Origin of the sequence: Citrobacter sp. CK198 (assembly GCF_030333295.1) — a bacterium.
Taxonomy (GTDB): domain Bacteria; phylum Pseudomonadota; class Gammaproteobacteria; order Enterobacterales; family Enterobacteriaceae; genus Citrobacter_B; species Citrobacter_B koseri.
In genome coordinates this window covers 446,932-466,164 of the sequence record NZ_JAOWGE010000030.1, presented here as the reverse complement: position 1 = coordinate 466,164, position 19,233 = coordinate 446,932, and the positions used below count along the sequence as shown (strand labels likewise).

At 54.1% G+C, this 19,233-nt stretch carries 23 protein-coding genes and 1 pseudogene; 10 read left to right on the top strand and 14 right to left on the bottom strand.

The genetic code is table 11. The features are described from left to right. Positions 1-34: 34 nt before the first annotated feature. The 3 genes from sdaA to pabB all read right to left on the bottom strand — a co-directional run bounded on the left by sdaA (position 35) and on the right by pabB (position 3,527). Positions 35-1,399, bottom strand: a complete 1,365-nt coding sequence (gene sdaA, locus OGY62_RS11130) for an L-serine ammonia-lyase (protein ID WP_024130267.1) — start codon at positions 1,397-1,399, stop codon at positions 35-37. 184 nt (positions 1,400-1,583) lie between these two features. Further along, complete coding sequence (locus tag OGY62_RS11125) at positions 1,584-2,162, bottom strand: CoA pyrophosphatase (protein WP_047463238.1); 579 nt, start codon at positions 2,160-2,162, stop codon at positions 1,584-1,586. Positions 2,163-2,165: 3 nt separating this feature from the next. Continuing rightward, the gene (gene pabB, locus OGY62_RS11120; RefSeq protein ID WP_286459885.1) at positions 2,166-3,527 is read right to left on the bottom strand and encodes an aminodeoxychorismate synthase component 1; all 1,362 of its coding nucleotides are present in this window, start codon (positions 3,525-3,527) and stop codon (positions 2,166-2,168) included. A gap of 72 nt (positions 3,528-3,599) precedes the next feature. Here pabB and OGY62_RS11115 point away from each other — a divergent pair, with 72 nt between their 5' ends. Continuing rightward, positions 3,600-3,779, top strand: a complete 180-nt coding sequence (locus OGY62_RS11115) for a YoaH family protein (protein ID WP_012132063.1) — start codon at positions 3,600-3,602, stop codon at positions 3,777-3,779. Between the two features lie 7 nt (positions 3,780-3,786). On the opposite strand, the gene OGY62_RS11110 is transcribed toward OGY62_RS11115, so the two are convergent. Continuing rightward, complete coding sequence (locus OGY62_RS11110) at positions 3,787-4,131, bottom strand: RidA family protein (RefSeq protein ID WP_200090700.1); 345 nt, start codon at positions 4,129-4,131, stop codon at positions 3,787-3,789. Positions 4,132-4,260: 129 nt separating this feature from the next. Here OGY62_RS11110 and yoaA point away from each other — a divergent pair, with 129 nt between their 5' ends. The 5 genes from yoaA to rnd all read left to right on the top strand — a co-directional run bounded on the left by yoaA (position 4,261) and on the right by rnd (position 10,692). Next, entirely contained in the window at positions 4,261-6,171 is a 1,911-nt protein-coding gene (gene yoaA, locus OGY62_RS11105; protein ID WP_286459883.1) for a DNA repair helicase YoaA, read from the top strand. Between the two features lie 57 nt (positions 6,172-6,228). After that, positions 6,229-6,924 carry a tRNA (adenosine(37)-N6)-threonylcarbamoyltransferase complex dimerization subunit type 1 TsaB gene (gene tsaB / locus OGY62_RS11100; RefSeq protein ID WP_047463242.1) on the top strand — a complete coding sequence of 232 codons (696 nt, stop codon included), beginning with the start codon at positions 6,229-6,231 and terminating at the stop codon, positions 6,922-6,924. A gap of 99 nt (positions 6,925-7,023) precedes the next feature. Further along, the gene (locus OGY62_RS11095) at positions 7,024-7,605 is read left to right on the top strand and encodes a Slp family lipoprotein (protein WP_047463245.1); all 582 of its coding nucleotides are present in this window, start codon (positions 7,024-7,026) and stop codon (positions 7,603-7,605) included. Positions 7,606-7,809: 204 nt separating this feature from the next. Next, on the top strand, positions 7,810-9,495 hold the full coding sequence (fadD, locus tag OGY62_RS11090; RefSeq protein ID WP_286459882.1) for a long-chain-fatty-acid--CoA ligase FadD: 1,686 nt from the start codon (positions 7,810-7,812) through the stop codon (positions 9,493-9,495). A 69-nt stretch (positions 9,496-9,564) separates the two neighbouring features. Then, positions 9,565-10,692 (top strand): ribonuclease D, encoded by a 1,128-nt coding sequence (rnd, locus tag OGY62_RS11085; RefSeq protein WP_286459881.1) that lies wholly within the window; start codon positions 9,565-9,567, stop codon positions 10,690-10,692. 34 nt (positions 10,693-10,726) lie between these two features. Here rnd and OGY62_RS11080 read toward each other — a convergent pair whose 3' ends face one another. Further along, on the bottom strand, positions 10,727-11,809 hold the full coding sequence (locus OGY62_RS11080) for a tartrate dehydrogenase (RefSeq protein WP_199975959.1): 1,083 nt from the start codon (positions 11,807-11,809) through the stop codon (positions 10,727-10,729). A gap of 103 nt (positions 11,810-11,912) precedes the next feature. Between OGY62_RS11080 and OGY62_RS11075 the strand changes: the two genes are divergently transcribed. Beyond that, positions 11,913-12,830: a LysR substrate-binding domain-containing protein gene (locus OGY62_RS11075; protein WP_049008374.1), complete on the top strand. Its 918-nt coding sequence runs from the start codon at positions 11,913-11,915 to the stop codon at positions 12,828-12,830. An 88-nt stretch (positions 12,831-12,918) separates the two neighbouring features. Here the strand turns inward: OGY62_RS11075 and minE are convergent, their stop codons facing one another. From minE to minC, 3 genes are read right to left on the bottom strand one after another with little or no spacing between them, the layout of a single operon-like run. Further along, entirely contained in the window at positions 12,919-13,185 is a 267-nt protein-coding gene (gene minE, locus OGY62_RS11070; protein ID WP_003859937.1) for a cell division topological specificity factor MinE, read from the bottom strand. 3 nt (positions 13,186-13,188) lie between these two features. Beyond that, complete coding sequence (gene minD / locus OGY62_RS11065) at positions 13,189-14,001, bottom strand: septum site-determining protein MinD (protein ID WP_047463261.1); 813 nt, start codon at positions 13,999-14,001, stop codon at positions 13,189-13,191. A gap of 23 nt (positions 14,002-14,024) precedes the next feature. Next, entirely contained in the window at positions 14,025-14,732 is a 708-nt protein-coding gene (gene minC / locus OGY62_RS11060; protein ID WP_047463264.1) for a septum site-determining protein MinC, read from the bottom strand. 125 nt (positions 14,733-14,857) lie between these two features. Between minC and OGY62_RS11055 the strand changes: the two genes are divergently transcribed. The 3 genes and pseudogenes from OGY62_RS11055 to ycgN all read left to right on the top strand — a co-directional run bounded on the left by OGY62_RS11055 (position 14,858) and on the right by ycgN (position 16,421). After that, positions 14,858-15,151 (top strand): YcgL domain-containing protein, encoded by a 294-nt coding sequence (locus OGY62_RS11055; protein ID WP_024130270.1) that lies wholly within the window; start codon positions 14,858-14,860, stop codon positions 15,149-15,151. 70 nt (positions 15,152-15,221) lie between these two features. Next, positions 15,222-15,881 (top strand): fumarylacetoacetate hydrolase family protein, encoded by a 660-nt coding sequence (locus tag OGY62_RS11050; RefSeq protein ID WP_049008376.1) that lies wholly within the window; start codon positions 15,222-15,224, stop codon positions 15,879-15,881. A gap of 92 nt (positions 15,882-15,973) precedes the next feature. After that, a pseudogene (gene ycgN / locus OGY62_RS11045) lies at positions 15,974-16,421 on the top strand (cysteine cluster protein YcgN). A 26-nt stretch (positions 16,422-16,447) separates the two neighbouring features. Here ycgN and OGY62_RS11040 read toward each other — a convergent pair. From OGY62_RS11040 to OGY62_RS11015, 6 genes are all read right to left on the bottom strand, one after another. Beyond that, positions 16,448-17,731: a tyrosine-type recombinase/integrase gene (locus OGY62_RS11040; RefSeq protein ID WP_286459880.1), complete on the bottom strand. Its 1,284-nt coding sequence runs from the start codon at positions 17,729-17,731 to the stop codon at positions 16,448-16,450. Positions 17,732-17,764: 33 nt separating this feature from the next. Then, positions 17,765-18,013: an excisionase family protein gene (locus OGY62_RS11035; protein WP_047500635.1), complete on the bottom strand. Its 249-nt coding sequence runs from the start codon at positions 18,011-18,013 to the stop codon at positions 17,765-17,767. Positions 18,014-18,118: 105 nt separating this feature from the next. Continuing rightward, a complete protein-coding gene (locus tag OGY62_RS11030; protein WP_111925778.1) occupies positions 18,119-18,391 on the bottom strand; it encodes a hypothetical protein in 273 nt (90 codons plus the stop codon). A 9-nt stretch (positions 18,392-18,400) separates the two neighbouring features. Next, positions 18,401-18,640: a DUF4222 domain-containing protein gene (locus OGY62_RS11025; RefSeq protein ID WP_286459878.1), complete on the bottom strand. Its 240-nt coding sequence runs from the start codon at positions 18,638-18,640 to the stop codon at positions 18,401-18,403. Further along, positions 18,603-18,998, bottom strand: a complete 396-nt coding sequence (locus OGY62_RS11020; protein WP_256994593.1) for a phage protein NinX family protein — start codon at positions 18,996-18,998, stop codon at positions 18,603-18,605. Before OGY62_RS11020 ends, OGY62_RS11025 begins: the two co-directional genes overlap by 38 nt. Further along, positions 18,995-19,210, bottom strand: a complete 216-nt coding sequence (locus OGY62_RS11015) for a TraR/DksA family transcriptional regulator (protein ID WP_286459877.1) — start codon at positions 19,208-19,210, stop codon at positions 18,995-18,997. The genes OGY62_RS11020 and OGY62_RS11015 overlap by 4 nt, the downstream gene beginning before the upstream one ends. Positions 19,211-19,233: the final 23 nt, after the last annotated feature.

The window sequence follows — 19,233 nt, the reverse complement described above, 5'->3', positions numbered from 1 at the left end:
GTGGGAGATGGGCGAAGTGGCAGGCTATGTTTTGTTAATCACACTGGACTTTAATCGCCAGTCCGCCGCGTGATGTTTCGCGGTATTTCGCGTTCATGTCCTTGCCGGTTTCGTACATGGTCTCAATGACTTTATCCAGCGAGACGCGCGGTGCGCTGGTACGGCGCATTGCCATACGCGCCGCGTTGATCGCTTTTACCGAAGCAATCGCGTTACGCTCGATACACGGCACCTGAACCTGACCGGCAACCGGGTCACAGGTCAGCCCCAGGTTGTGCTCCATGCCGATTTCCGCGGCGACGCACACCTGCTCCGGGCTGGCCCCAAGCAGCTCCGCCAGTCCTGCCGCCGCCATTGAGCAGGCGACGCCGACTTCCCCCTGGCAGCCGACTTCGGCGCCGGAAATCGAGGCGTTCATTTTGTACAGCGCGCCGATAGCGCCAGCGGCCAGGAAGTAACGGGTGTAGATATCCGGGCTGACGGGTTCAATGAAGTGGTCATAGTAAGCCAGCACCGCAGGCACGATTCCGCAAGCGCCGTTGGTCGGCGCCGTAACGACACGCCCGCCTGCTGCGTTTTCTTCGTTCACCGCCAGCGCAAACATATTGACCCAGTCAATGACGTTCATCGGGTCGCTGGACAGTTTATCGCTGGAAACCAGCATGCGACGCAGTGCGGAAGCACGACGCGGAACGCGCAGCGGCCCCGGCAGAACCCCTTCGGTATTCATCCCGCGATCGATACACGCCTGCATGGTCTGCCAGACGTTGGCGAAATACTCTTCGATTTCCTTTTTGCTGTGCAGAGCCAGTTCGTTCTGCATCACCATCCCGGAGAGCGACAGACCGGTGCTGTTGCAATATTCCAGCATTTCGGTCGCCGATTTAAACGGATAAGGGACGCTGACCTCATTGGCGGCGTCCTGACCAAAATGCTCTTCATCGACAATAAAGCCGCCGCCGATGGAATAATACGTTTTGCTATAAATGACGGTTTCGCCATTGTACGCGTGGATCTGCATTCCATTTTCATGCAATGGCAGGTTGCCATTGTGAAAACGCATCCCGTTATCCTGGGGAAAATCCACTTCGTGCTGGCCCTGCGCCAGTAACAGGCGACCGCGCGCTTCAACGTCGCGAATAAAACCAGGGATGCTGTCAATATCCACGGTGGCAGGTTCGTTACCCGCCAGACCCATAATAATGGCGATATCGGTGTGGTGACCTTTACCCGTGAGCGACAGTGAACCATACACGTCGACGGCGACACGGGTAACGCTATCCAGTAATCCTTTTTCGACCAGGTCATCGACGAACTGTTTACCCGCCTTCATAGGCCCTACAGTATGGGAGGATGAGGGACCAATCCCCACCTTAAACATGTCGAATAGACTAATCACGATAATACTCCTGACAGGGTGACCGGGCTTCCCGGTTACGATGTAATAACTGCGCATAGTGTAAGAGGGAACGCGGCGATCGGCTTAACTATTCACATGAATTAAACTAATGGATAACCACGTATTTACTAATGTTGGGACGGGAATCTCAAGTTGTGTTCTGCGCGTGTAAAGATAAGTATAGTCAGGGTCTCACGCCAATTTGCAGCGCCAGCTCACGAATTATTCCGGCGGTCATTCCCCAGACGAAATAATGCTCATACCACGAAAGCCATACGCGATGTGAATCGCCGCGTCGATAAATATCCAGCGGATGATAACGCCCCAGACGCAGAGCTTCTGAAAGCGGCATCTCAAAAACAGAGGCCACCTCATCTTCGCTGGCGTGATAATGCAGATTCGGGGGAATAATGCCGACCACCGGCGTAACCTGAAAACCCGTGACGCTGTCTACGGGCGGCAGCACGCCAATCACTTCGACGGATTCCGGCGGGATCGCCACCTCTTCCTGCGCTTCACGCAGCGCAGCGGCAATCAGCGACGCATCGCTGCTGTCAACGGCGCCGCCGGGGAACGCGACCTGACCGGCGTGTTTGCGCAGGCGCGCTGAACGCTGAGTCAGCAATAGACCCGGCCGGGCGCGGCGAACCACCGGGATCAGCACGGCAGCCTGACGATGGTTTAACGTCTCACCATTCACCTGCGGGCGCAAAAGTTGAAAGCGCGATAAAAAATCATCAAGGGTCAGGCTGCTGTTTTCCACGACTCAGTTCTCCAGTTGCTGCAAAATTCGATTCACTTTATCAAACGTCTCCTGATATTCCGCGTCCTCCTGGCTGTCCGCTACGATGCCGCCGCCCGCAGAGCAATAGAGATGCCCGTCTACAGCGGTAAGCGTGCGGATCGTGATGCTGGTATCCATGTTGCCGCAAAAACTCAGGTAGCCGATGCTGCCGCACCAGGCGTTGCGCCTGTGCGGCTCCAGCGCGTCAATGATCTCCATCGCCCGGACTTTTGGCGCGCCGGTAATCGAACCGCCAGGAAAAGCGGCGCGCAGCAGATCGGTGGCATGTAAATTATCGGGCAAACGGGCGGTAATGGTACTGACAAGATGATGTACCGCCGGGAAGGGTTCAACCACAAACAACTCGGGAACCTTGACCGACCCCGGAACGGCAACGCGGCCGACGTCGTTACGCATCAAATCGACAATCATCAGGTTTTCTGCGCGGTCTTTTGCCGACATCGCGAGCGTTAGCGCCTGCTGGCGATCCGCCTGCGGGTCGTCCAGCCGGGGAAGGGTGCCTTTGATTGGGCGAGTCTGAATGTGCCCCTCTTCGGACTGAATAAAGCGCTCGGGAGAAAGGCTCAGAATCGCACCGTCCTCCAGGCGCAAAAACGCGCTGAACGGGGCGCGGTTAGCGTGATTAAGCCGCACGAAGGCCAGCCATTCGTCTCCCTGATAGTCAGCCTGAAAACGCTGGGCGAGGTTAACCTGATAACAGTCGCCGCTGTGCAGCCAGCTCTGCACCTGGCGGAATTTTTCACCGTACTGCGCGCGGGTCATGTTTGATTGCCATGCGGAGGTCAACGCGAAGGGCTTTCGCACCGGCACCTGCTGGCGCGCCAGCCACTCAAGGCGAGCGTGAACATCGGTATGGCTCAGCAGAGAGACGGTCTGTCTGCGATGATCGACGATTAAGGCCCAGTCGTAAATGCCGATCGCCATATCCGGCAGGGTGATATCGCGTTGTGCGAGCGTGGGCAGGGATTCAAAACGGCGGCCAAGGTCGTAACCTAACAGCCCCAGCGCGCCGCCCTGAAACGGCAGATTGGGGTCATATGGCGGCTGGATGCCCGCAGACGCCAGCGCCGCCTGCAACACGGTCATGGGATCGTCGGCGGTCGTGGTCGTGCCATGCTTATCGCGCACGCGGGTCTCTTCGCCGTGTGTCGACAGCGTTGCCACGGGGTCGGCCACCAGAATATCAAAACGATTATGCGGATGTTCAGCATGGCCGGAATGCAGCAGCATGGCCCAGGGCTGATGGCTCAGCGGGGCAAAATAGTACTCGGCGGCGTCCGGGCGCCACGGTAAAATAATAACAGCGGGTGATAATGTCTTCATCGGTCCTGGTCTACTGGCTATGTGCCGGGTAGCATGAAATAATTAGCGCAGACAATTTAGCAGGAGTTAACAATGTTTGCAGGTTTACCTTCACTCAGCCACGAGCAGCAACAAAAAGCGGTAGAGCGCATTCAGGAACTGATGTCGCAAGGAATGAGCAGCGGACAGGCAATCGCGCAGGTGGCGGATGAACTGCGCGCCACCCATACCGGCGAGCGGATCGTGGCGCGTTTTGAGGATGAGGACGAATAACGTCGCGTTACACTGCGGCGATAATCTTGATCTCAACTCTGTATTTCGGGTTCATCAGCCCGGCTTGCACCGTGCAGCGTACCGGCGCGTGACCGGCAACGACCCACGCGTCCCAGGCTTTGTTCATGGCGGCAAAATCGCTTTTATCGGCCAGGAAAATAGTGGCATCAAGAATACGTGACTTACGGGTGCCCTGTTTTTCCAGCACCGCATCAATTTGCGCCAGCGTGTTGGCGGTCTGTTCAAACGCATCGGCGTCGAGGTTTTCCGGCACACCGGTGTAATAAAGCGTGTTGTTATGGATTACTACATCAGACCAACGATCTTCGGCATCAATACGTATGATAGTCATAAATCATTCCTCGTTAACTTTCCGTTCGACGCGGCAAGACTGCCATAATGTTGCGTTGCCGTCACCTCTTCAACTGGCGTAAGCGACGGCGTCCTGACATAATCCCTGTTCAAATCAACAGGGGGTAGTGTGACGGACGATTTTGCAGCAGACGGTCAGTTGGCTAAAGCGATACCGGGATTTAAACCGCGCGAACCACAGCGGCAGATGGCCGTTGCCGTCACGCATGCTATTGAAAAATCACAACCGCTTGTTGTCGAAGCCGGGACGGGGACAGGCAAAACCTATGCCTACCTCGCGCCGGCGTTACGCGCCGGAAAAAAAGTGATCATCTCGACGGGATCGAAAGCGTTGCAGGATCAGCTCTACAGTCGCGATCTTCCCACCGTCTCAAACGCCCTCAAATTCAGCGGTAAACTGGCGCTGTTGAAAGGGCGCTCTAACTATCTTTGTCTGGAACGTCTCGAACAGCAAGCGCTGGCGGGCGGCGATTTGCCGGTACAAATTTTAAGCGATGTGATTTTGCTGCGGTCGTGGTCGAATCAGACCGAAGACGGCGACATCAGTACCTGCGTCAGCGTAGCGGAAGACTCGCAGGCGTGGCCACTGGTCACCAGCACCAATGACAACTGTCTGGGCAGCGACTGCCCGCTGTATAAAGACTGTTTTGTGGTTAAAGCGCGTAAAAAGGCGATGGACGCCGATGTGGTTGTCGTCAACCACCATCTTTTCCTCGCGGATATGGTGGTCAAAGAGAGTGGGTTTGGCGAACTGATCCCGGAGGCGGAGGTGATGATCTTCGATGAGGCCCACCAGCTTCCTGATATCGCCAGCCAGTATTTCGGCCAGTCGCTCTCCAGCCGACAGCTCCTCGACCTGGCGAAAGATTTTACCATCGCCTACCGCACGGAATTGAAAGACACCCAGCAGTTGCAGAAATGCGCCGACCGACTGGCGCAGAGCGCGCAGGATTTTCGCCTGCAACTGGGCGAGCCGGGCTATCGCGGAAATTTACGTGAGCTGCTGGCCGACCCACGGGTACAGCGCGCGCTATTGCTGCTCGACGATACGCTTGAGCTTTGCTACGACGTGGCAAAACTGTCTCTGGGGTGTTCCGCATTGCTGGATGCCGCTTTCGAGCGTGCGACCTTGTATCGTGCGCGGCTGAAACGCTTAAAAGAGATCAACCAGCCAGGGTACAGCTACTGGTACGAATGCACGTCGCGCCATTTCACGCTGGCGCTCACTCCGCTTACGGTCGCGGATAAATTCAAAGAGGTGATGGCGCAGAAACCCGGCAGTTGGATTTTTACCTCTGCCACGTTGTCGGTGAACGACGATCTCCATCACTTTACGGCGCGGCTGGGCATTGAACAGGCCGAATCGATGCTGTTGCCCAGTCCGTTCGACTATACCCGCCAGGCGCTGTTGTGCGTGCCGCGTAACCTGCCGCAAACTAACCAGCCGGGCTCTGCCCGACAGTTGGCGGCAATGTTAAGACCGATCATCGAAGCCAACAATGGCCGCTGCTTTATGCTGTGTACGTCGCATGCCATGATGCGCGATCTGGCGGAACAGTTCCGCGCCACCATGACGCTGCCCGTCCTGTTGCAGGGCGAAACCAGCAAAGGTCAACTGCTGCAACAGTTCGTCAGCGCCGGTAATGCGCTACTGGTCGCAACCAGCAGCTTCTGGGAAGGGGTGGATGTGCGCGGCGATACGCTGTCGCTGGTGATTATCGATAAATTACCTTTTACCTCTCCTGACGATCCCTTGCTGAAAGCGCGGATGGAGGATTGTCGTCTGCGCGGCGGCGATCCGTTTGATGAAGTGCAGCTACCCGACGCGGTCATCACGCTGAAACAGGGGGTGGGGCGTCTGATTCGCGATTCCGACGATCGTGGGGTGTTGGTGATTTGTGATAACCGGCTGGTGATGCGACCGTATGGCGCCACCTTCCTGGCGAGCCTGCCGCCCACACCGCGCACCCGGGACATCGCCCGCGCCGTCAGATTTCTCGCCATACCAACGGCCGAGTAATTTGTTACGGAGTATGGTAAGATGCGCGCCATTTTATTGATTTAAGCACGAAGACCCATGCGAATTCTGGCTATCGATACCGCCACAGAAGCGTGTTCCGTTGCCCTGTGGAATGACGGTAATATCAACGCTCATTTTGAGCTTTGCCCACGAGAACATACCCAACGTATTTTGCCGATGGTGCAGGATATCCTGGCCGCCAACAGCATTACGCTTACCGATATCGACGCGCTGGCGTTTGGTCGCGGCCCCGGCAGTTTTACCGGCGTGCGCATTGGCATTGGCATTGCGCAGGGGCTGGCGCTGGGCGCGAACCTGCCGATGACTGGCGTTTCAACGCTGGCGACAATGGCGCAGGGCGCCTGGCGTAAAAGCGGCGCTACGCGCGTGCTGGCGGCGATTGACGCACGTATGGGCGAAGTCTACTGGGCGGAATACCAGCGTGATGAAAATGGCGTCTGGCACGGGGAAGAGACCGAGGCCGTGTTAAATCCCGGGCTGGTTAGCGAACGGTTGAAGCAGCTTTCCGGGGAGTGGGCTACTGTTGGCACAGGCTGGCCTGCATGGCCTGATCTGGGTAAAGACAGCGGTTTGGCTTTGCGCGATGGCGACGTTCTGCTTCCGGCGGCGGAGGATATGCTGCCTCTCGCCAGTCAGATGCTGGCAGCGGGGAAAACCGTCGCGGTTGAACAGGCCGAACCGGTTTATTTACGTAACAACGTCGCGTGGAAGAAACTTCCGGGCAAAGAATGAATCTCAGTATTATCACCCTGAATAATTTGAACGTAGCTGTTACACACAGGCAGTTTGAAGTATGACGAGAATATGTGCTGAGAAAAAAGGAGTCGCACTATGGCGGTTCAACAACAGGTAATGAAAGGAATTCTGGCGGGAGTGGTCGCGTTAACGCTGAGTGGCTGCGTTACCGTCCCGGATGCCATCAAAGGTTCCAGTCCCACGCCGCAGCAGGATCTGGTGCGGGTTATGAATGCGCCGCAGCTGTACGTCGGCCAGGAAGCGCGTTTTGGCGGTAAAGTGGTGGATGTGCAAAACCAGCAGGGAAAAACGCGGCTGGAAATCGCCAGCGTGCCGCTTGATAACGGCGCGCGTCCGATCCTCGGTGAGGCTTCGCGAGGGCGGATTTATGCCGACGTGAACGGCTTCCTTGACCCGGTAGACTTCCGTGGGCAACTGGTGACGGTCGTCGGGCCGATTACCGGCACGGTGGACGGTAAGGTCGGCAGTACGCCGTATAAGTTTATGCTGATGCAGGCAACGGGCTATAAACGCTGGCACCTTACTCAGCAGATCGTCATGCCGCCGCAGCCGATCGATCCCTGGTTCTACGGTGGACGAGGCTGGCCGTACGGCTATGGCGGTTGGGGATGGTATAACCCAGGCCCCGCACAGGTTCAAACGATCGTAACTGAATAACCCCTTGTTTTATCAATAAAAGAGACAGCGGCTGGTCCGCTGTTTCTGCATTAATACGGACATAAGAAAAATAAATAGTGACGCGCTTCGCAACCTTTTCGTTGAGTGATTAATAAACTGGTACGCTGAGTTAATATTATGTTAACGACTTGTTTATTAACTGGGGTTGCGATGACGACGAACACTCATTTTAGAGGTGATGCTTTGAAGAAGGTTTGGCTTAACCGATATCCCGCTGATGTCCCGGCGGAGATCAATCCTGACCGTTATCAATCCCTGGTTGAATTATTTGAACATGCCGTCGTGCGTTACGCCGACCAGCCTGCGTTCGTCAATATGGGGGAGGTGATGACCTTCCGCAAACTGGAAGAGCGCAGCCGGGCATTCGCGGCCTATTTGCAGGAAGGGCTGGGCCTCAAAAAAGGCGACCGCGTCGCGCTAATGATGCCGAATCTGCTGCAATACCCGGTCGCGCTGTTTGGTATTTTGCGCGCCGGGATGATCGTCGTGAATGTCAACCCGCTGTATACGCCGCGTGAGCTTGAGCATCAGCTCAATGACAGCGGAGCGGCGGCTATCGTGATCGTCTCTAACTTTGCCCACACGCTGGAAAAAGTGGTCGATAAAACGTCCGTACAGCACGTAATTCTGACGCGCATGGGCGACCAGCTTTCTACCGCGAAAGGTACGCTGGTTAACTTTGTCGTGAAATACATTAAGCGTCTGGTGCCGAAATATCACCTGCCGGACGCGATCTCTTTTCGCCGCGCGCTACACGCAGGTTATCGGATGCAGTACGTGAAGCCTGAGCTGGTCACCGAAGATCTGGCGTTCCTGCAATACACGGGCGGTACAACCGGCGTAGCGAAAGGCGCGATGCTGACGCACCGCAACATGCTGGCAAACCTGGAGCAGGTAAAAGGCACCTACGGGCCGTTGTTGCATGAGGGGAAAGAGCTGGTGGTGACGGCGTTGCCGTTGTATCACATTTTCGCGTTGACCATGAACTGCCTGCTGTTTATTGAACTGGGCGGGCAAAACCTGCTCATCACTAACCCGCGCGACATTCCGGGCATGGTGAAAGAGCTGGCGAAATATCCGTTTACCGCGATGACCGGCGTTAACACCCTGTTTAACGCCTTGCTGAACAACAAAGAATTCCAGCAACTGGACTTCTCTACGTTGCACCTTTCTGCTGGCGGCGGTATGCCGGTACAGCATGCGGTTGCAGAACGTTGGGTGAAACTGACCGGACAATATTTGCTTGAAGGCTACGGTCTGACCGAGTGCGCGCCGTTGGTCAGCGTGAACCCGCATGATATCGATTATCACAGCGGCAGTATCGGGCTGCCCGTTCCCTCTACCGATGTAAAACTGGTGGATGACGAGGGCAACGAGGTGCCAACAGGCGAGCCTGGCGAGCTGTGCGTGAAGGGGCCGCAGGTGATGCTGGGATACTGGCAGCGCCCGGACGCGACGGATGAAATCGTCAAAGACGGCTGGCTTTACACGGGGGATATCGCGGTGATTGATGACGAAGGGTTCCTGCGCATCGTCGATCGCAAAAAAGATATGATTCTGGTTTCCGGCTTTAACGTCTATCCTAATGAAATTGAAGATGTGGTGATGCAGCATCCTGGCGTTCAGGAAGTGGCGGCAATCGGCGTACCTTCGGGCAGCAGCGGTGAAAGCGTGAAAATCTTTGTCGTGAAGAAAGACCCGGCGTTGACCGACGAGGCATTGATTACCTTCTGTCGTCGCCAGTTGACGGGGTATAAAGTGCCGAAGCTGGTGGAGTTTCGCGACGAACTGCCTAAATCGAACGTCGGAAAAATTTTACGACGAGAATTACGTGACGAAGCGCGTGGCAAAGTAGACAATAAAGCCTGAGCTTTAAGCAAGTCGCCAGACGCCGGTTAAGCCGGCGTTTTTTTTGGCGCAAACTAAAGAGAATATGATTTGAATTACCAAATGATCACTACGGACGACGCGCTGGCGACGTTATGTGAAGCGGTTCGGGCATTTCCGGCGATTGCTCTTGATACGGAGTTTGTCCGTACGCGCACCTATTACCCGCAACTTGGGCTTATCCAGCTGTTTGATGGCGAGCATGTCGCCCTGATTGATCCTCACGGTATTACCGACTGGTCGCCTCTGCGCGCCGTGTTGCGTGATACCGCGATAACCAAATTTTTGCATGCGGGCAGCGAAGATCTGGAGGTTTTTCTCAACACCTTCGGAGAGCTGCCGCAACCGCTGATCGACACGCAGATCCTTGCCGCATTTTGCGGCCGCCCCTTGTCCTGGGGTTTTGCCGCGATGGTGGAGGAGTTTACGGGCGTCGCGCTGGATAAAAGCGAGTCCCGTACCGACTGGCTGGCAAGACCGTTAACCGAACGTCAGTGCGAGTATGCGGCGGCGGACGTCTGGTATTTGTTACCGATCACCAAAAAACTGATGGTCGAAACCGAAGCATCCGGCTGGCTGCCTGCGGCGCTGGATGAGTGCCGTCTGATGCAGCAGCGTCGTCAGGAAATTCTGGCGCCGGAAGATGCCTGGCGTGACATCACCAATGCGTGGCAGTTGCGTACCCGTCAACTGGCCTGCCTGCAACTGCTGGCCGACTGGCGGCTGCGCAAGGCGCGTGAGCGCGATCTGGCGGTCAACTTTGTGGTGCGCGAAGAGCACCTGTGGGCGGTGGCGCGCTATATGCCGGGGAGTCTGGGCGAACTGGACAGCCTGGGGCTTTCTGGCAGCGAAATTCGTTTTCACGGTAAGACGCTGATCGCGTTAGTGGAGAAGGCGCAGGCGCTGCCGGAAGAGACGCTGCCGGAACCCTTGCTGAACCTGATGGATATGCCAGGCTATCGCAAGGCGTTTAAAGCCATCAAAGCGCTGGTGGCAGACGTTAGCGCGATGCACAACGTCAGTGCGGAATTGCTGGCGTCGCGTCGGCAAATCAACCAGTTGCTTAACTGGCACTGGAAGTTAAAACCGCAGGCCACGCAGCCGGAACTCATCTCCGGCTGGCGTGCGGAACTGATGGCGGAAAAACTGCGGAATCTGTTGCAGGAATATCCGCTGTAATACGGATAATGGCCGCTACCCGGCCGCTCCATCATTAGCGCAGCGCCTGACAGATAGCCTCCGCCATCTGCCGGGTGGAGGCGGTGCCTTTCAGATCCGGTGTTTTCGGGCCGTTGGCGATAACCTGCTCAATGGCCGCGAGAATACCGTCATGTGCCTCCCGGTAGCGCGTATCGCCATTGCCGAGGAAATCCAGCATCATGGCGCCCGCCCAGATGGTGGCAACAGGGTTGGCGATATTCTTGCCGTATATATCCGGCGCAGAGCCGTGTACCGGTTCAAACAGCGACGGGAATGTGCGTTCCGGGTTCAGGTTTGCGGAAGGCGCAATGCCGATGGTGCCGGTACAGGCCGGGCCAAGATCGGACAGAATATCGCCAAACAGATTTGAGGCGACAACCACGTCAAAGCGCTCCGGCTGCATGACAAAGCGGGCGCACAGAATGTCGATATGCTGCTTATCCCAACGAATCTCCGGGTAGTGCTGCGCCATGGCTTCAACGCGTTCATCCCAGAAAGGCATACTGATGGCCAGGCCGTTGGATTTGGTGGCGGACGTCAGCGTTTTGCGCGGTCGGCTTTGCGCCAGCTCAAAGGCGTAGCGCAGAATGCGATCCACTCCGCGCCGGGTAAATACCGACTCCTGAATCACCACTTCGTGCTCGGTTCCGGCATTGACGCGCCCGCCCAGCGAGGAGTATTCCCCTTCGGTGTTCTCGCGCACGACGTAGAAATCAATATCTCCCGCTTTTTTTCCGGCCAGCGGGCAGGGAACGCCGGGAAACAGACGTACCGGACGCAGGTTAACGTACTGGTCAAATTCGCGACGGAATTTAAGCAGCGATCCCCACAATGAAACATGGTCCGGGACGGTATCCGGCCAACCGACGGCGCCGAAATAGATCGCATCAAATGATTTTAGCTGCGCATGCCAGTCGTCAGGCATCATCGTACCGTGATGCGCATAATATTCGCAGCTGGCCCACTCAATCGGCTCAAAGCTGAGCGAGAGATCCCAGCGTTCGGCGGCGGTCTGCAATACGCGAATACCTTCAGGCAGGACTTCTTTACCAATACCGTCTCCGGGAATAGCGGCAATACGACAGGTTTTCTTCATACCAGCTCTCACTTATCAGCAGTCAAAATTGACTTACCCCTTATCCTATAATTGACTGATTGAGAGTTAATCCTTCCAACTGGTGAAACATAAAACACAGATCATGAATAATCTGCCTCTCCTGAATGATTTACGCGTCTTTATGCGGGTTGCCCGGCGTGCGGGTTTTAGCGCGGTTGCGGAAGAGCTGGGCGTTTCGCCGGCGTTTATCAGCAAACGGGTGGCGTTGCTGGAGCAGACGCTGAACGTGGTGCTGCTCCACCGAACGACCCGGCGGGTGACGATCACGGAAGAGGGCGAGCGTATTTACGAATGGGCGCAGCGCATTTTGCAGGATGTGGATCAGATGATGGATGAGCTGTCTGACGTGCGGCAAGTCCCACAAGGTATGCTGCGTATTATCAGCAGTTTTGGCTTCGGTCGGCGGATTGTTGCGCCCGCGCTGTCGGCGCTGGCGAAGCAGTATCCACAGCTGGAGTTGCGGTTTGACGTTGAGGACCGGCTGGTGGATCTGGTGAATGAAGGGGTCGATCTTGATATTCGTATTGGTGATGAGATTGCCTCTAATTTAATCGCGCATAAGCTTGGAACCAATTACCGTATTTTATGCGCATCGCCGGCGTTTCTGGCGCAGCACGGCACGCCGAAGCAGCTCAGCGATCTGGCAGCCTTTCCGTGTCTGGTGATTAAAGAGCGTGACCATCCCTTTGGAATCTGGCAGTTACGCACAAAAGAACGGGAATATTCGATTAAAGTGACAGGGTCACTGTCCTCCAACCACGGTGAGATTGTGCATCAATGGTGTCTGGACGGGCAGGGCATTGCGTTGCGGTCGTGGTGGGATGTCTGCGATAACATTGCCAGCGGCCATCTTGTGCAGGTTCTGCCGGAATATTATCAGCCTGCTAATATCTGGGCTGTCTCTGCTTCCCGTCTTTCCTCGTCGGCAAAAATTCGCATTACGGTTGAATTTCTGCGCCGCTATTTTCAGGAGCGTTACCCGAAGTTCAGCCTGGAATAAGCGCCGCCGCGTTACTGTTTATGGCACAGCAGCAAATAAAAGGCAGAATACTCTGCCTTTTTATCGCGTTGCGTTATCCGAAAAGAGATTATCTGGACTCTTCGGCTTCCGGTAATGTCACGTTAAGCTCGAGAATTGAAATATCGCCGTCTTTTTGCTCAAGCTGTACGGTGACCATTTCTGGATCAATTTGCACATACTTGCAGATGACTTCGAGAATATCTTTTCTCAACTGCGGTAAATAATGCGGCTCGGCGTCGCTGCGACGGCGCTCCGCAACAATGATTTGCAGTCGCTCTTTAGCGATGTTGGCTGTACTCTTTTTCCGCGAGAGAAAAAAATCCAGTAATGCCATAACTTATCCTCCGAACAGGCGTTTGAGGAAACCTTTCTTCTCTTCTTCAATGAAGCGGAAAGGACGTTCTTCTCCCAACAGACGTTCTACGGTATCTGCATAGGCTTTACCCGCATCAGCAGTGATGTCGAGAATAACCGGCTCTCCCTGGTTGGATGCGCGCAGGACTGACTGATCTTCCGGGATAACCCCCACGAGTTTGATGCGCAGGATTTCCAGCACGTCTTCCATACTGAGCATATCGCCTCTGTTAACGCGGCCTGGGTTGTAACGCGTCAGCAGCAGATGCTCTTTAATCGGGTCTTCGCCGTTTTCAGCACGACGGGATTTTGACGCCAGAATGCCCAGAATACGGTCAGAGTCACGTACTGAGGAGACTTCCGGGTTCGTGGTGATAATCGCTTCATCGGCAAAATAGAGCGCCATCAGCGCGCCGGTTTCAATGCCCGCCGGAGAGTCGCAGACGATAAAGTCGAAATCCATTGTCTTCAGGTCATCGAGAACTTTTGCTACGCCCTCACGGGTCAGCGCGTCTTTATCGCGGGTTTGCGATGCCGGAAGAATAAAGAGATTCTCAGTGCGCTTATCTTTGATTAACGCCTGGTTTAGCGTCGCATCGCCCTGAATCACGTTCACGAAATCGTAAACGACACGACGCTCACATCCCATGATCAGGTCGAGGTTACGCAGACCGATATCGAAATCGATAACGACAGTTTTCTTTCCCTTCTGGGCCAAACCAGTAGCGATGGCCGCGCTGGAGGTGGTCTTGCCAACGCCCCCTTTACCCGAAGTAACTACAATAATGCGTGCCATAGAAATTCCTTGTTAAAAAGGGATCAATTCAACGGTTGAACTGCCAAAGCGTTATCTGCTAACCGCAGACGCGCCGCTTTGCCATAAAATTCTGCCGGGATTTTATCACTCAGCCAATAAACACCTGCGATAGACACCAGTTCTGCCGTCAGATGGGTACAAAAAATTTGCGCTTCCCGATCGCCGCTGGCGCCTGCCAGCGCGCGGCCCCGCATCATGCCATAAACGTGGATATTACCGTCTGCGATTAACTCTGCGCCAGCGCTGACGTGACTTGTAACAATTAGATCACATTGTGGAGCATAAATGCGCTGACCGGAACGAACCGGTACGTCAATTAATCGCGTTTTTGTGATGGGGGTAACATTTTGCGGCGGCGCGCTCGGTGCCGGGGCTTCGACCGGGGCGGAACGAGCGACTTTCTCTTTACCTTCAGTCAGTAAAGGAAGACCCATCTCGTCAATTTCCGCTTTTAGCGCCGCGTCTTTGCAGCCACTAACGCCGATAATACGCAGACCGGTAGACGTCACCACCTCTTGCAGCGCAGGCCAGTTTACTGGACTTTCAAGGCCGCTGACGTTAATGACCACGGGAGCATGTTTTAAAAAAGCAGGTGCCTGAGCGATTTTGTCTTCCAACGCCTGACGAATAACCTTGGGTTCAGCTTCGTGCAAATGAACCACTGATAAGGTGAAGCTACTGCCTTTAAGCTCGATTGGCGTGTTTGACATCCTGGCCTTACTCAATTTGCTATTTATCATCCCCAATGCGGGGCGATATTCCGAAGACTAGAAGGCATGTTATAGTCAGTATTATATTGAGGCAAGTCACCATCCCGTTAATTCAGAGTAAAAGTATGTTTTGTGTGATCTATCGAAGTAGCAAACGCGACCAGACCTATTTATACGTCGAAAAAAAAGACGATTTCTCACGGGTTCCTGAAGATCTGATGAAGGGATTCGGGCAGCCAACGCTGGCAATGATTCTGCCGTTGGATGGGCGTAAGAAATTAGTGAATGCCGACCTGGAGAAAGTAAAACAAGCGTTAACCGACCAGGGGTATTATTTACAACTGCCGCCACCGCCGGAAGATTTACTCAAACAACATCTTTCTGCGCCGGGCGAAAATAAACCAGACGCTAAAAGTTAAACTGTATCCGGCAACGCGAATGCCCTGCCGATGCAGTTCCTGAAATCCACGATTACGTTAGGGGAAAATAATGTATCAACATCACAACTGGCAAGGTGCTCTGCTTGATTACCCGGTAAGTAAAGTGGTTTGTGTAGGCAGTAACTACGCAAAGCATATTAAGGAGATGGGTAGCGCAACGCCGGATGAACCCGTTCTTTTTATTAAACCGGAAACGGCGCTGTGCGATCTGCGCCAGCCGCTGGCGATTCCGACGGACATGGGTGCCGTTCACCATGAAGTCGAACTGGCGATATTGATTGGATCGACTCTGCGCCAGGCGACGGAAGACCATGTCCGCAAGGCGATTGCCGGTTATGGCGTGGCGCTCGATCTGACGCTGCGGGATATTCAGGGCAAAATGAAAAAAGCCGGTCAGCCCTGGGAAAAAGCAAAAGGGTTTGATAATTCCTGCCCGCTGTCAGGTTTTATTCCGGTTTCGGAGTTTCATGGCGATCCGCAAAATACCGCGCTCGGGTTGAAAGTGAATGGCGAAATCCGTCAGCAAGGCTCGACGGCGGAGATGATCCACCACATCGTGCCGCTCGTCGCCTACATGAGCCGTTTCTTCACGCTCAAGGCGGGAGACGTGATCCTGACCGGCACACCGGAAGGCGTCGGCCCGTTGCAAAGCGGCGACGAGCTGGAAGTCAGTTTTAACGGTCAAACGCTGACGACGCGCGTCCTGTAATCTCTGCTTGCCGCCTTTTCGGGCGGCAAAACTTGCATCAGCGTGCCAGACTGGTTATAAGGTGCAGCTTTACAGCAATGGTGGATACCCTGATGAGCGACATACCTTTCTGGCAAAGTAAAACCCTGGATGACATGACCGATGCCGAGTGGGAGTCGTTGTGTGATGGATGCGGCCAGTGTTGCCTGCACAAACTGATGGATGAAGACACCGACGAAATCTATTTCACCAACGTAGCGTGTCGCCAGTTGAATATCAAAACCTGCCAGTGTCGTAACTATGAACGTCGGTTCGAGTACGAGCCAGACTGCATTAAACTCACTCGCGATAATCTGCCAACCTTTGAATGGTTGCCGATGACCTGCGCCTATCGCTTGTTAGCGGAAGGAAAGGGGCTGCCGGGCTGGCACCCCGTTGTTGACCGGGTCGAAAGCGGCGATGCACGGCGAGCGTATTTCTGTGCGCCATATTGCGGTGAAAGAATCTGAAGTGCGGGACTGGCAGGATCACATCTTAAACAAACCTTCATGGGCTGATTAACTTAATGAGCTTAAAGGATTTTATGCCTACTCACTTTGAGCATGGGGCATCAGTGGGGCATTACTTCCAAAATTAGCGTTCAATATTGCCAGTTGGTTGTCATTGTTGTCGGACATCCATTTCCCGTAAACGCTGTAAACCATCTGTGCTGACGTATGCCCCATTTGAGCTGCAATGAAGTTGGGGTTAGCTCCGGCGCTTAATGCCCAGCAAGCGTATGTGTGCCGAGACTCATATGACTTGCGATGTGGTATACCGCTCCTTTTAAGTATGTTATTCCACGTCCCTGAGAATGATCCTGGTGAATACCATTCACCTCCTTTACCGTTCCTTGCCGTTAACCTGGGAACAAAAACGAATGTACATTCATCTCGGCGAGTTCTGCCAAACTCTCTGAGGTGAACGTCTATCTGATGTTGCTTACCCATTCTGGTGTATGCCAGTTGGCTTTTTAGAGCCTCGATAGCAGGAGTAGTAAGGTTAATTGTCCGGTTCCCGCTTTCTGTCTTTGGAGGCGTGAAGTGATCGGAAATGGCAAGGTTCCTGCTAATCCGAATCGTCCAGTTCTTAGTGTCGATGTCCTCCCATGCTAGTGCGCATATCTCACCATGTCGCATGCCTGTGTTAAACGCAAGCTTCCATAGGTTACGTATCTGTTCGCATGGGCATCTTTCAAGAAAGCGATGGTACTCATCATGGGTAAGTGGTGACGGATCCGACTTCGATTTCTTTAGCGGGGTAATTGCAGCAAATGGAGATTTGCTTATGTACCCATTCAATACCGCAAAATCAAACATCCCCTTCATGCAGGTAACATAGACGTTAACCGTCCTGACAGTCCTTCCTTTCTTCGCCGACCTGTTCTTCTGGTGCGCTCCGCATATCTGGTAGCCGGTCAGCAACTCTTTCCTTACGTTAAGCACATCCTCATGAGTTATGGAATCAACCATTCTATTTCCGCCGAGAATATCGGTTCCAATCGTGATATACGATACATATCGAAGATGTGCGTTAAGGGTTAAATCCATCCTCTTAAGTTCCAGCCATTTGGATGCCAGTTCAGCAACAGTTATCCCCGGCGGCGCGATATTGAACTTCTTCAGATTGGGTGACTGTGGGAACTGTCTGGCGTAATCGAATGCACCAGTTTTTATAGCAAAACAAACAGAGGCGCGAAGCTCTCCAGCAATGCGCCTGTTCTTTGCAGTATCAACAACCCCAAGGCTTTCCCTTACCCTTTTCCCGTTATATATGAACCATATGCGCAAAGTGCCGCCGTGGTTCTCCACTCCAGTTGGATAACCAGACATAAAATCTCCTGCGTAGTTTAATGGGGAGGGTATTTAAGCAGATTTCTGGCGTGGGATCGCTGGTCGTTGACGCTCAACCCAGTTATCGACTTCGTGTCGGTTATAGAGGATAGGTGAGTTCTCCTTTGGCTGACAGTCACCAGAGTAGTGACGATACTCTCGGCCCTCCATCCATGAATTTGTACGCGCAGATTTGATCGCGTTCTTTGTCAGGCCAGTAATAGCCATCAGAACTTCTTCGGATACCCACTTGTTGGGCGTCAGTTGGATAATGTCGCTCATGGTTTACTCCAGGCAAAAAAGAAGCCCGGCGCGGAACCGGGCAAAATGGTGGATAACGGAGCAGTGCTTTCGCACCCAATAGCTCATAACTGGCTATCAGTTGCGTCAATGCACAAGGCCGAGGTCGTAGTTGAGGTGCTCAAGGCATTCCCGGTCTTGCTCAAAGCAGTAATCCCAAAACTCTTGATCACGCCATTCACGAACCAGTTGCCACTTCCATCCGCCTTCATGCTTAACACGGCGAACCTTCCGCTTTACGATGGCGTCCATGTCAAAAATCACGCCGCCACCCCCTCCGATACCATTACGCAAAACGTCCAGATCCACTTCGATAACCCGGAACAACTTCGGTAATTTTGGTAACTCTTCAATGCGCATAATCTCTCCTCATGCCGCGCGCCGGGCACGCAGCGATTTAATGTGCTCGCTCGTCTCCAGTTCGGCGCGTATCTGTGCCGCCTCACGGTGATCGAGGTGCTCAAAATCAATGTTAAAACGGTCGATTGAGGCGGTGTTTATCCGGCCCTGTCGCCAGTAGCGGACTATCTGTGATGTGCAGCTGTGGATGATGACGGGCCAACCGTGCTGGTCAGCGTAAATCTGACCCCGTTGAATTAGCTGGAACATTGGCTGAGTCCTGCATCATGAGGAATACAATCATTGCGGCGCGTAGCGGGTTGACGTTGTCTTGATGATGTTCTGGGTCATAATCCCAACACCAACAACCATCCGTCATAACCCCTCCAACATGGGCGCACCATGACTTTTCAACTTCAGCCCAATTAAGGCTAATTTTGTTTTCTAAGATGATGGGCCATGCGTCTGATGGGTTTGTACATGGTTCGAAAAACGAGTATTGATGCCGACCATGACGTCTAAAAATCACTGAATGAGTTTCGCAAAAATCCTCTTCGAGGAAGCCGCCGACCGCCATAGCTACGCGCTTGCTAACTTCATAGTCACTCAATTCGCTGTAATCAATCATAATCCCCTCTGCTTATTCCTCAGTTCGATAATGCCCTGGCACTCCGCGCACGTCTGGCAGCCGGGAACGGCAGCGCGCCGCGGCTTGGGAATTGGTTCGTCGCATTCTTCACAACGCTCAGCTGATACGGCGTGACGGTTCAGACGGTGAGCGGAAAGGGCAGCGTTACGCTGAAGCTCTTCAATCTCTGCTGCGGTATCGATGATGTCCATGGTCAATGCTCCCGGAACTGTCG